Source organism: Dyadobacter sp. HNCC25DJ183 (assembly GCF_056895175.1).
Genome location: NZ_JBXHAP010000003.1, coordinates 117,796 through 130,336, shown reverse-complemented (window position 1 = coordinate 130,336; position 12,541 = coordinate 117,796). Strand labels below are relative to the sequence as shown.

Annotated in this window: 13 protein-coding genes; 4 read left to right on the top strand and 9 right to left on the bottom strand. The window is 46.5% G+C overall.

The window, feature by feature from the left end:
• Positions 1-2: 2 nt before the first annotated feature.
• A complete protein-coding gene (locus AC1XTG_RS08000) occupies positions 3-515 on the bottom strand; it encodes a DinB family protein (RefSeq protein ID WP_056290128.1) in 513 nt (170 codons plus the stop codon).
• 109 nt (positions 516-624) lie between these two features.
• Here AC1XTG_RS08000 and AC1XTG_RS07995 point away from each other — a divergent pair, with 109 nt between their 5' ends.
• Positions 625-1,611 carry an OmpA family protein gene (locus tag AC1XTG_RS07995; protein WP_484841590.1) on the top strand — a complete coding sequence of 329 codons (987 nt, stop codon included), beginning with the start codon at positions 625-627 and terminating at the stop codon, positions 1,609-1,611.
• Between the two features lie 277 nt (positions 1,612-1,888).
• Here the strand turns inward: AC1XTG_RS07995 and AC1XTG_RS07990 are convergent, their stop codons facing one another.
• The 3 genes from AC1XTG_RS07990 to AC1XTG_RS07980 all read right to left on the bottom strand — a co-directional run bounded on the left by AC1XTG_RS07990 (position 1,889) and on the right by AC1XTG_RS07980 (position 4,077).
• Complete coding sequence (locus AC1XTG_RS07990) at positions 1,889-2,413, bottom strand: dihydrofolate reductase family protein (RefSeq protein WP_484841589.1); 525 nt, start codon at positions 2,411-2,413, stop codon at positions 1,889-1,891.
• Positions 2,414-2,572: 159 nt separating this feature from the next.
• A complete protein-coding gene (locus AC1XTG_RS07985) occupies positions 2,573-2,812 on the bottom strand; it encodes a hypothetical protein (RefSeq protein ID WP_056290139.1) in 240 nt (79 codons plus the stop codon).
• A 281-nt stretch (positions 2,813-3,093) separates the two neighbouring features.
• Entirely contained in the window at positions 3,094-4,077 is a 984-nt protein-coding gene (locus tag AC1XTG_RS07980; RefSeq protein ID WP_056290143.1) for a HEPN domain-containing protein, read from the bottom strand.
• Between the two features lie 92 nt (positions 4,078-4,169).
• On the opposite strand from AC1XTG_RS07980, the gene AC1XTG_RS07975 reads away from it, so the two are divergent.
• A complete protein-coding gene (locus AC1XTG_RS07975; protein ID WP_056290147.1) occupies positions 4,170-4,352 on the top strand; it encodes a hypothetical protein in 183 nt (60 codons plus the stop codon).
• Between the two features lie 25 nt (positions 4,353-4,377).
• Here the strand turns inward: AC1XTG_RS07975 and AC1XTG_RS07970 are convergent, their stop codons facing one another.
• Positions 4,378-5,109, bottom strand: coding sequence for a uracil-DNA glycosylase family protein (locus AC1XTG_RS07970; protein ID WP_484841588.1), 732 nt, complete (start codon positions 5,107-5,109; stop codon positions 4,378-4,380).
• Positions 5,110-5,334: 225 nt separating this feature from the next.
• Between AC1XTG_RS07970 and AC1XTG_RS07965 the strand changes: the two genes are divergently transcribed.
• Entirely contained in the window at positions 5,335-5,793 is a 459-nt protein-coding gene (locus AC1XTG_RS07965; protein ID WP_484841587.1) for a hypothetical protein, read from the top strand.
• 95 nt (positions 5,794-5,888) lie between these two features.
• Here the strand turns inward: AC1XTG_RS07965 and purL are convergent, their stop codons facing one another.
• Both purL and AC1XTG_RS07955 read right to left on the bottom strand, forming a co-directional pair.
• Complete coding sequence (gene purL, locus AC1XTG_RS07960; protein ID WP_484841586.1) at positions 5,889-9,548, bottom strand: phosphoribosylformylglycinamidine synthase; 3,660 nt, start codon at positions 9,546-9,548, stop codon at positions 5,889-5,891.
• Positions 9,549-9,647: 99 nt separating this feature from the next.
• Complete coding sequence (locus AC1XTG_RS07955; RefSeq protein WP_484841585.1) at positions 9,648-10,070, bottom strand: organic hydroperoxide resistance protein; 423 nt, start codon at positions 10,068-10,070, stop codon at positions 9,648-9,650.
• Positions 10,071-10,225: 155 nt separating this feature from the next.
• Here AC1XTG_RS07955 and AC1XTG_RS07950 point away from each other — a divergent pair, with 155 nt between their 5' ends.
• Complete coding sequence (locus AC1XTG_RS07950) at positions 10,226-11,608, top strand: FlgO family outer membrane protein (RefSeq protein WP_484841584.1); 1,383 nt, start codon at positions 10,226-10,228, stop codon at positions 11,606-11,608.
• Here AC1XTG_RS07950 and AC1XTG_RS07945 read toward each other — a convergent pair.
• Together AC1XTG_RS07945 and AC1XTG_RS07940 are read right to left on the bottom strand one after the other, a co-directional pair.
• Entirely contained in the window at positions 11,605-12,078 is a 474-nt protein-coding gene (locus tag AC1XTG_RS07945; RefSeq protein WP_056290165.1) for a DUF6644 family protein, read from the bottom strand. The two genes, AC1XTG_RS07950 and AC1XTG_RS07945, sit on opposite strands and share 4 nt — an antisense overlap.
• Positions 12,078-12,431, bottom strand: coding sequence for a DUF6152 family protein (locus AC1XTG_RS07940; RefSeq protein ID WP_484841583.1), 354 nt, complete (start codon positions 12,429-12,431; stop codon positions 12,078-12,080). The genes AC1XTG_RS07945 and AC1XTG_RS07940 overlap by 1 nt, the downstream gene beginning before the upstream one ends.
• Positions 12,432-12,541: the final 110 nt, after the last annotated feature.

Genomic DNA, 12,541 nt, shown 5'->3' with positions numbered 1-12,541 from the left:
CCTTACTCCTCAACCCGGAAAACCCATTCCGACCGCATATTTGCCTCCTGCCGCAGCAGCATATTCAGCTGTGCCGCATGGTGCTGAACATGCCGCAAGTTGTATAACAGGATTTCCAAAACTGAATAATCCATATCGCCGCTAGGCTCTACCCAGCGCTCACTCACTTTCTCTTCGGACAAGCTAAAAACAACGTCCCGGAGCTTTGCACGCACCTCCTCTATATAACCCAGCATTTCGGGCTGCGTATAATGCTTATCGGGCACCATATCTCCGACGACTCCGTCAGGGATTTCGTCAGGTTCTGTAAACGAGAAAGGAAGTACCGAGTGAAATTCCTCTGGTGCCGGAATCGTAAGGTAGTAGTCGGCCAGAACGATGGAATGGTAGGCGATGTAAAAAAAGCGTTTCTTACTTTGCCAAACTGCTTCCGGGCAGTGCTCGATTGCATTGCCTAATGTATTAATGGCAGCTCCAAATTGCTGCCAGAGGCTTTCCTTGATGGTTTCTAACATGTTGTGACTCTGTAATCGATGTAAATTATATGACTGATTTGCAGCACTTTCAAGTAACCTCTGCCTGTTTTTTCCTTCTCCTTAAAGTTCTAAACTCATCGTCACGGCTATGCTCACCACGCTCATTTTGTCGTTTCTCGCATTCACTTCTGATTCACTCCGCATTTCCGGCAGCTGTTACAATGTCGCCGACCAAACCAGTTTGAAATGCAATATCACAGTAGTTTTCAGTACAAGCAAGCAGAAAATTAATGTGGACAGATCCGGAAAGTTTGCATTTGAGTTGCCCGACTCAACGAGACAACTGAATTTTGAGGCAGCTGGATTCGAAACAAGAAACGTTGGAGTAAACAGAATTGGGAAAAATCGTGCAAAAGGTACATTTGAAATCAAGGTACCGATGCTGAAAAACGGGTTGGACCCGGCCATTAAGGAAGACGAAACGATCTTCCCAAAAAGTCAACTGTTCGTGCAAGTTGACGCGCCTGATAGCGTAAAAATGTCAATAGTGCTCATGGACGATACCAGCCGCAAAGTGCAGGAGAACAGGCCGATCGTAAGCTCGCCAAAACACCGGAACATAACCATAAACTACGTTCTTCCTGGTGCGTACACACTCTATACAGGTACTTTTGACAAAAATGAAAAGGAGGTTGAAAATAGCCTTTCGAACGAAAAGGTAGTGCTCAATGAAGGTTTTAATTTCTTGTCTGTTCGTTATGAAAATGCAAAAACAAACAGTCAGGTCGCGCTTCAATTGCTGACACCGAAGACTTTGTATTTCGATCAAAGCAGCTATCATCTCCGGAAAGACAGCCGCCTTGTTCTGGATTCTGTGTGCGCGGTATTGGTACGTCGGCATCATTTGGTTGCCCGGGTAACCGGCCATACCGATAATGTTGGCAGGCAGAATTTGAATCTCATATTATCAGAATACCGCGCCCGGGTTGTGCAGCATTATATGAAAACAAACGGAGTGCGCCCCGGGCAGATCCGGGTTGAGTGGAAAGGTTCTTATTTTCCTGTTGCTTCGAATGATAATGAGGAGAATAAGAGCAAAAACCGCCGGGTGGAGATATCGTTGCGTGAGCAGTGAGTGGTTTGTTGTATGCGTTAATGTCGAATGCGGGATAAACAGGAGGCTCCGCAGGAGCATGGCATAATTAGGGTGCATCTCTTTTCTAGAAACAGGAGGCTCCTCTGGGAGCCTAACCTGAGTCGGGTTCATCAATTTTCTAGAAACAGGATGCTCCTCTAGGAGCCTATTTCAATGAACATACGCAGCCCCAGCGGGGCTACCTGTTTCTAGAAAATGAGTTTCCCACATATGGAAAAAGGCTCCTGCGGAGCCTCCTAACTAGCAAATCGCCCGCCTAAACCCTCCTATAACAAAGCTGCACTAACCCCGTATCAAAACTCTTCACATCCACTAACTTCAAATCCCCGCCCGGTCGCCCGTCTTTGAAAAGCCGGATACCATCACCTACAAACGTCGGTATAATGGAAATGACAAATTCATCGATCAAGCCGCGCGTCAGAAGCTGGTGTACTACTTCTGAACCACCATCGCAGAAGATTTTGCCACCGGCTTTCGCCTTTAATGTGTGAACCAATTCGCCGATATCGCCCGTGTAAAATTGCATGTTGCCGTTACTTTCCTGCGGTGTTCGCGTGATAATGTAACACTCCTTATCGCTGTGGCTGAACTCCGGCACGTGCTGCATGACCCAATCATAAGTCCGCCGGCCGACGATCACCGTATCCACCTCCGCAATGAAATCCGCATATCCATAATCCTCCCCTTCCTTTTCCACTTTTGATAAAAACGCCAGATCATCCCCCGGCGCAGCAATGTAGCCATCAACGCTTGTTGCAATGTAAAGAACCAATTTCCGCATTATTTCAGTAGCTAATAAATGTTATAAAATAGTAATAAAGGAACGCGAGTGCATTTTTCAAGGACTTGTCACCCTGAGCGCAGTCGAAGGGCGCTACGATCAAGGGCGCGCTGCACAACCCTTCGACTGCGCTCAGGGTGACAACACACATCTAATCATTCAATCATTGCCCTTCAACTCGTGAAAGAAAAACAGCAGATCACGGAATGACCAGAAGACATTTGAAGCGTCGGGGCCGTAGCCCAATTCCTTCTGGGCGATGACGTACCCGCCGTACATTGCCCAAAGATGTTCGCACCAAGTGTCGGCCGAGCTGGCACTCAGCAATTCATTGACCATTTGACCGTAGGCCATACACGTCGAGTCCGCAGACTCTGGGGAGTTTGGTTTGTTGTACATAAACGCGTTTTTTGGGATGGATAAAAAATTAAAATGCCCTGTCTTAGGTGTCCCGCGCTCGCGTAAGCGCCTTGGGGCTTTCGCCTGATCCACACCATAACAGGGCAATACTTCTGAGATTTTTCATTTTACGCGCATTTTTTGGGAATGCGCATATTCGGGAGAAAATTGTTTGGATGCAAGTTGAGGGCGGGGGAATTTTTCTAACGGTAAGACTTCGCTACACCTGAGGGTCTACACCTATTCTCGAGAATCCTTGTAGCAAATCCGATGATTTGAATTTAGAAAATCATTTTTAGATAATATTCATCTAGCCTGTTCTGGTTACCTAAAAATGTATCAACGATTCCCTTGTTATCAATCAATTTCCTAAATATTCTTCGCAGAATTTCGTCTATCTCAATACTAAGTAAACTTAAATCTTTGATAGCTGATTTAATGCTTTGGCCGTGTACAAACTTTGATCGGACATCATAGAGCTTTTTGATTTTCTTAAATAATTCAATTCGTTCTTCTGGGCTGCTACCAATAAAATGTGACGCCCTTTCTGAAACCTTGTGATTTACTTCTGATTTATCATCATTTGAAAACAAACACTCTAATGCAATTACATAAAAAGCAAGTTTTATAGGAACATACTGACTCATTCTTGCCTGTGTAATCAGCAAGTATGCTCGGCTCAATTTGTTGTAAGAGTAAAACTTATCTCTAACGGGTATATAGGTTAAAATTTGCACTTCTGGTCTAGGATCCATGTCTGCACCTTTTGAGTCATCCCAGCTAGAAACTACTTGAAAATCACTTTCTGCTTGCCGGAATGCTTCTAGAGTTATAGGCTTTGTCTCAGAAAGCCCGTCGGCAGTAGACACAATCCCACGTTGTTGATTAAAAGCAAACTTTCTTGAGCATGAATCTACATAAACACTTTTCAGCATGAAACTATTATCAAACTGAAACCAAAAACTATTAATATATCCCAAAAGAAAGTCGGATACAATGGATGGGACATGGCTGATATCTTCCAAGTTAAATGCATTTAGCACCTTTTTTTCCATATCAGTTTTTTTGATGAATGTTTCCATCCGCAAATGATTAATAACCATAGTTCCAAGCCTTCCTATTATATCTTCGTCATAGCGAGGATCATCTTTCAGTTTTGTGTTTGCCGGGCAAATGTTTAATAGACCTCGTATTCTTGGCAATGTTCCAATCACCTTACAGTTAGAAATGCTACTGAACACTGTTATCATGTTTTCTCTCTGCATATTCTTGATCAGCTAAAATTTAGTTTGGTTTACAACTACTTAAACACTGGAAGTTAGTGAAAATCTCAGCTTCAAACTCTTACATTCAAATTATGAAACTATTTGAAAAATACGCCAAACTCCGCCACAAAGCCTATGTCACTTCAATGATCACCGAATCAGTGAGCGGCAGCATGGCATTGGAGAACAAGCAGGTGCCCGAAGCGCAGGTAAGAGCAATAGTAACCAAGTTAATCGAAGAAGCGGAATTAAGAGGACGTAAGTTTGACGATTAACATAATTTCGTTCTCTGCTAGTTAATCAGCCAAACGCACACTCCCCAACCTTCTCCAAAACCTCCCAATACCGATTCGGCATCTTATTTCGGCGGGAGCCTAGTAATGATCTGGGATGCTTGGTTTGGAAAGTGCGTGGCGGCAGCGAACCGTCGGTGGTGGAAAGCTGATATAAATAGCCATCGGGCAAAATGGTTTCGCGCACTGGATTGAATACCTTATTAATGCGATGATCATATTTGGAACCCGTGAGGAATACTACTACGTCAGGTTTCAAAATGGAGATTTCAGCTTTCAGTAATTCAAAACCTTTCTCATTACGATTTTGCAATGCTTCTGACGGCGTGGTACTGTTGCAATCGAACTTCGAAATATTGGTCCAGAGAAACCCATTCGTTTTGTTGGTCACCCCGCTATTCTGCCAATTTCCCTTATAAAATAGACTGCGGTTGAAGTTCCAGAATGGGCTCCGCAGATATCGGAAAGGTTTTACGTCGCCATAATCCGCCGTTTTGCCAAGATTGAACTCGCGGTATTTTGTTAGCAAATCTCTTGGACTTGATTCATCTTTCATTTTCCCCCAGCTGTGCGTCTCCTGTCCTACAAACAGGATTTTGTTCTCCATCGCGCAGTATTCATCAAAAACATGCATCAGCAGCGGCGCCGAGACATTATCTTCCCAGGTTTCAGCGTAAACGGAGTCGGTGTATTCTTTATAGATTTCCAGCAAACGGGTATTCAGCAATTCAGCAGTCATGATAGAGGAGTTAATGAACTTCCTATTTAAGAAGGATAGTGACTGATCGGAAACCGATAAATAAGTTTTGTAGATGTATATGATACCGCGACGAAAACGACGAACACATAGATGTTGAATAAGCTGGTGCAATGGGCGGGCTAATCTAAAAAAGGCGGAAAGCACATGTGGGCAGGTAAAGAATGTCAAATGGAGACTTTTCCAAAAAACATAACCTAAATAAACGTGAACCTCAAATCAACAGCGCTCGTACTTCTGTTTCTTGCAACCCAATGTACTTCCAAAAACGAAGAAGCTAACCAAACCAAAGAACCAACCCTAGCCGGCACCTGGCAACTTCAATCCAGTCAAATCATCGAAAAAGGTGACACAATCAACACCTTTCCTGTTAAGGATCAGGAAATGATCAAAAGCTTTACCGAAACGCACTTCACTTTCATGAAACACGACACTCGGCAGGGAAAAGGTGACACCGCAGTCTTCGACGCTGGCGCCGGAGTTTATACTTTGAAAGGCGACGATTACACCGAGAAGCTACAATATTGCAGCGCGCGTGAATGGGAAAACCATGATTTTCACTTCAAGCTGCGTGTTAATGGAGATACCATCGTGCAAACCGGCGTGGAGAAGATTGATAGTTTGGGGGTTGATCGGGAGATTAGGGAGGTGTATGTGAGGAAGTGACTCCGGCCTTCGGCTGTCGGCCATTGGCCTAAAGTATTTCGGCAGCCGGCCTTCAAAGATCTGAAAGCCGACTGCCGAAAGCTGATAGCCAAAAGCTATTTATTCTCCACCCACTTCCGAGCATTCACAAACGCTTCCATCCAAGGACTTACCTCATCCTTCCTTCCCTCTGGGTAATTCGCCCAATGCCATTGGAATAGTGACCGCTCAATGTGCGGCATCATCACTAAGTGGCGGCCGGTTTCGTCGCAAAGCATCGCGGTGTTGAAGCCGGAGCCATTTGGATTAGCCGGGTATGTTTCGTAGCCGTACTTGGCAACAACACTGTAACGGTCTTCGGTATACGGGAAGTCAAAGCGGCCTTCGCCGTGGGAGACCCAAACGCCGAGTGTGGAACCGGCCAGTGAGGATAACATCACCGATTTGTTTGGCTGGATCGTCAGCGAAGTGAAAATACTTTCATGCTTGCCGCTTGCATTGTGCAGCATCTTCGGCTTCACGTCGTGCCCCATATTGATCAGGCCGAGCTCGACGAAAAGCTGACATCCGTTGCAGACTCCGACCGACAAGGTATCCTCGCGCTTGAAGAAGTTTTCGAGTGCGATTCTTGCTTTGTCATTGTACAGGAATGCACCAGCCCAGCCTTTGGCAGAGCCCAGTACATCAGAATTGGAGAACCCTCCTACTGCGCCTATAAACTGAATATCTTCCAGAGTTTCGCGACCGGAGATCAGGTCGGTCATGTGAACATCCTTTACGTCAAATCCAGCCAGGTACATCGCATTCGCCAGTTCCCTTTCAGAATTACTGCCTTTTTCACGAAGTACTGCTGCCTTTGGACGTGGTTTGGTTTCGTCAATTGCAGGCTTTTTGCCGTCAAACTGCGCAGGGAATTTGTAGCGCAATACGTGGTGTTTGTAGTTATCGAAACGTTCTTTCGCCAGCTCCGGCTTGGTTTGTTTTTTATCCAACAAATAAGAAGTCTTAAACCAGACATCGCGCAGTTGATCGATATCAAAATCCCATTTGCCGGTCGCGTCTTTAACAGTTAATGTTGAGGCCAGGTTTACATTTCCGATTTTATGGAAAGCAACTCCATTCGCCTCTAGAATCGCTTCTGCACTTTCGTCCGCCTGAAAAACGATCCCTATGTTTTCTGCAAAAAGCTTTTCGATAATATCCTGGTCACCCAGGTCAGACAAGTCAATGCTGGCGCCCAGGTCACGATCCGCAAAACACATTTCCAGTAAAGTCGTAATCAATCCGCCGCTGCCGATATCATGGCCAGCCTGGATTTTTCCTTCCTTGATCAAACTTTGAATCGTATTGAATGCATTTTTGAGTTTATCCGCATCCTGAATATCAGGTGTTTCTGTACCAATCTTATTCAGGATTTGCGCAAATGAAGAGCCGCCAAGTTTATAAGTATCGCCCGATAAATTGATATAGTAAATCGAACCGCCCGACTTCTTCAAAACAGGCTCCACAACTGCACGGATATCATCGCAATGCCCGGCTGCTGAAATAATCACAGTACCTGGCGCGATCACTTCGTCGCCTTTGTATTTCTGCTTCATCGAAAGCGAATCTTTGCCAGTCGGGATATTGATTCCCAGACTGATTGCAAAATCCGAGCAAGCTTTTACGGCTTTATACAATCTGGCATCCTCGCCCGCATTCCGGCAAGCCCACATCCAGTTAGCCGAGAGCGAAACGCTTTTCAGACCGTCCTGCAATGGTGCCCAAATAATGTTGGAAAGTGCCTCAGCAATCGCATTGCGACTCCCCGCCGCCGGGTCGATCAACGCCGAAAGTGGCGCGTGGCCGATTGAAGTAGCGATTCCATCTTTCCCCTGAAAATCCAGCGCCATTACGCCCACATTGTTCAAAGGCAATTGCAGCGGACCAGCGCATTGCTGCTTGGCCACGTGGCCGCCTACGCAACGGTCTACTTTATTGGTAAGCCAGTCTTTGCTCGCAACCGCTTCCAGTTGCAGCATTTGTTCAAGGTATGCATGCAGCTTCTCAATTTCGTAAGTCACTGGTTCATAGCTCCTGTCAATGGTTTTGTCGTCCATGATCGTCTTCGGCGAGCTGCCGAACATGTCCTCCATTTTCAGGTCCATCGGTTTCGCGCCGGTCTTCGCAGACTCGAATATAAACCTATGTGAGCCAGTTACTTCACCCACATTATATAGCGGCGCACGCTCGCGTTCCGCAATGCGTTTCAGCGTTTCCAGATTCTCCTTGCTGATTACGAGTCCCATTCTTTCCTGGGATTCGTTACCAATGATTTCCTTGGCCGAAAGCGTTGGGTCGCCAACCGGAAGTTTATCAAGATCAATATTACCGCCTGTTTCTTCCACCAGCTCAGAAAGACAGTTCAAATGACCGCCTGCGCCGTGGTCGTGAATGGAAACAATGGTATTATTACCACTTTCCACCATCCCGCGCACTGCATTAGCGACGCGTTTCTGCATTTCAGGATTGGATCTTTGAATTGCATTCAGCTCAATTCCTGAGCCAAATGCCCCGGTATCAGCAGACGAAACTGCCGCACCGCCCATTCCGATTCTATAATTTTCCCCTCCCATTACCACAATTTGGTCGCCGACTTCGGGAGTTGATTTTTTAGCCTGATCCGCCTTTCCGTAACCGATACCGCCCGCTTGCATGATCACTTTATCGTAACCCAACTTGCGGCCCTGCTCTTCATGTTCGAATGTCAACACCGAACCTGCGATAAGGGGCTGGCCAAATTTATTTCCAAAATCGGTTGCTCCGTTGGAAGCTTTGATCAGGATATCCATCGGTGTCTGATACAACCATTGACGCTCCTCTACCCCATTTTCCCACGGGCGATTTTCTTCCAAACGTGATAATGCAGTCATATAAACCGCAGTTCCCGCCAATGGCAAAGAACCTTGTCCGCCCGCCAACCTGTCCCGGATTTCGCCGCCAGAACCTGTCGCTGCTCCATTGAAAGGCTCTACCGTCGTAGGGAAGTTATGCGTCTCCGCTTTCAGGGAAAGTACGGATTCAAAATCTTTGATTTCATAGTATTCAGGAACATCAGGTCTCTTGGGCGCAAATTGCTGCACAACGGGACCTTTCACAAAAGCCACATTGTCTTTGTAAGCCGAAACGATCGAGTTTGGATTGGCTTCCGACGTTTTTCTGATTAGCTTAAAAAGAGAAACCGGCTGCTCTTCGCCATCAATCACAAATACACCATTAAAAATCTTGTGGCGGCAATGCTCGGAGTTGACCTGCGAAAAGCCAAAAACTTCTGAATCCGTCAGCTTGCGATTGAGCTTTTCAGCGAGTTTGTTGAGATAGTCAACCTCCTCGTCACTTAGCGAAAGTCCCTCCTGCTTGTTATAAGCAGCAATATCCTCAATTTCAAGAATCGGTTCCGGCTGAATGTTGATCGTGTAGATATCCTGGTTCAGCTCGCTGTATTTCTGCGAAAGCATGGGATCAAAACCGGCGTAATCCGCATCGACTTTCTTGAATTCCTCGATGCGGATAATACCCTGAATATCCATATTCTGCGTGATTTCCACAGCATTGGTGCTCCACGGCGTGATCATTGCGGCACGCGGACCAACAAAAAACTCCGTGATGGTTTGCTCATCCCGGAGTTCTGCGCCGCCAAAAAGCCAGCTTAATTTGGAAGTATCTGATTCTGTTAGCGTTCTCTCTATCTGGACCGCAAAAACAGTGTTCTGTTTGTCTGCAAAGAAGTAGATCATGGTATCGAATTATGGCGCAAAGGTAACGCTAATTTGGCTTTTTGGCTAGCGATAAACGTCTTTTCTGTCTTTGGAAATAACACCTTCAACCTTAACTTCTTACTTCACGACCAGCTGCACATCGATATTTCCGCGTGTCGCATTGGAATAAGGACAGATCTGATGCGCTTTTTCAACCAGCTCCTCCGCTTTCTCTTTTTCTACACCTGGTATCTCCACTTCCAGGATAACAGCCAGACCAAAGCCGCCATTGTCGATCTTGCCAATACTTACCTCGGCAGTCACAGTGCTGGTTACGCCGGTGATTTTTTCCTGACGCATTACTACGCCCAGTGCGCTGTCGAAGCAGGCTGCATATCCACCTGCAAAAAGCATTTCAGGGTTCAGATATTCGCCCGACGGGCCGCCCATTTCCTTAGGTACCCGCACATCGATATCCAGGACACCATTTTCTGATTTCACTTTTCCATTGCGGCCGCCGGTAGCAGTTGCTTTGGCGGTATATATTGGCTCAATTTTCATACAAATCCGTTTTTTGATTTAATTAATGAAGAACGTTCCCTTTTACAACCGCCAAACCTGCTGCCAGGTTCCGCACTCAACCTGCTGTCGATTTTAGTCCTTAAACACTGAGAAAATGCATATCTTGGCAGTATTGAAAGAAATTAAGCGTGATTATGAAACCATCCATTGCCGTACTTCCATTCGTTAACCTCAGCAATGATCCCGAGGAGGAATATTTCAGCGACGGTATTACCGAAGAAATCATCAACGTGCTCAGCCGCGTTCCGGGCTTGCAGGTAACCGGACGAACTTCTTCGTTTACTTTCAAGGGAACGAGCGATGATTTACGCTCCGTAGCCGCACAATTAAATGTAAACCACATCCTCAAAGGAAGTGTGTCGAGCGCTGGTAACCAGTTGCTGATCAATGCGGAACTCGTGAATGCGGCTGAGGAAACAGTGGTTTGGTCGGAGCAATATGATCGTACGCTGGATGATATTTTTGATGTGCAGGATGAAATCGCGCTGGCTATTTTGAGTGCGATCAAAGTGGAGCTTCTGGGCGAAGAACCTGCCGTAACATTTAAAAGATATACCAATAACAAAGACGCTTACCAGCTATACCTGCGCGGCCGGTTTTATCACAACAAGTTCGCCGGAAGCGACGAGTACCACAAAGCAATCAGCTACTTCCAAGCAGCGCTTGAACTGGATCCGACTTATGCCATAGCTTACGCCGGCATTGCCTCCTGCTACCTGAATATGTGGTTTTACAGACATATGCCAGCCGCCAAAGCACTGCCTTTCATGCAGGAAGCGACAGCCCAGGCACTTGCGCTGGACAGTGAAATTGCAGAAAGCTACATTGCATTGGCCCGCATGCGGATGCTCTATGAATGGGATTTTGGCAGCGCGGCGAACGCATTTAAAAAAGCAACCGACCTGAACTGGAATACTGCCGAGCTGCACGTGCAGTTTGCATTGTACTGGGGCCTGCTGGGCCACGCTTCCATGGCGGAGAAAGAGATTGGGACAGCACTGGAACTCGAACCATTCTCGCTGATCAACAACTTTTATGCAGGTTACGTATACTGGCTTTCGGCCAATTTCGAAAAGGCGGTTGCACAGGGAAGAAAGCTCACGGCGCTGGAATCCAACTTCTGGGGCGGACACATGATCACCGGCGCAAACCTGATTACGATGCAGGACTACGCTGCCGCCCAGGAAGCACTCGAAACTGCATTGGAGATCAATTACAATGGCATTACCCTAAGTGCCTGCGGCGCATTGTTCGGATTATCGGGCGAGCATGAAAGTGCGCGCGACATACTTACTCAAATGAATGCGCTCAGCAAAACGCAGGTGGTTTCCAATTACGATATGGGCATTGTGCACGCAACATTAGGCGATGCCGACATCGCAGTTGAATATTTCCAGACTGCCATCAGTCAGCACGAGCCGCCGATGCTTTTTTTCAAATACATTGTGAGAGACTGGCTCAAAGGATCGCTGCACGATCCGCGTTACGATATGCTGGTGGAGGTAATTATGCACTAATAAGCCAGCAACCTGCCGCACGCAATCACCGCGACCCAGACAGAGATAGAGACCAATGCAGAAAGTCTTGAAGACGCCGGAAGTGCGGTCATTTCTCCTTCGGCTTGGGTGATTTTATAAATGAACCTATGGAAAATCCAGGCATTCAATGCAGCTACCGCAATCAATGCGAGCTTTAACCAGAATGTAAAATCAGTACCCAGCGCCTGTGCATTGGTGATGAAAAGCAGCAGGCCTGATGGTATAATCAGGATCAGTCCACGCTGGGACCAGGGCAGCAGATATTTTGCCATCCCACTCACCGGCAAGTCCCTGGAATAGCCCAGCAGGCGCAGATCAAAGAGAAAAGCTGCGCCCACTAGCATAACTATACCCAGTATATGGATAATTTCCAATACCGGGTACAGGTACAAAGATTGCCGGATACCAACAGCCCAGGAAGATTTTTCGAGCCATTCCAGTAGCTCCACTAGCGCAACTCAAATTTCTTTCCGTCCACAAAAATGCGTTCGGCACGCATTTCATTTTTTTCTGTTTTGTGCGGATAAGCGACCAGTCGCACGTCGGTACCTTTGGTAATCATATCCGCAGTCAGCCCGCGATCGGTCATGCGGCTGGTGGGTGCGAGAAAAACGGTGATCATATCCTTCTTGTACTTCACTTTCGCCAGCACGTGCGGGTTTTCGTAAATCGATTCCTCTATTTTAGTTTTAAAATCAGTCGGCTTGGTCTGGTCGTAATCGGCCCAGCCGTGATGCAGAAAGGTAAATGAGGCCAGGAGTAACACTGCACAAGCCAGGCCAAGTTTTTTCAGGTGAGTCATAACACGTTGATTTTAGTGTATTTAAATGTAACCAAACTTATCCGTGTTTTGAAATTAATTACTGCCAAAATCCTATACGAAACCTTTTGCCTATATTTACCCGACAATCA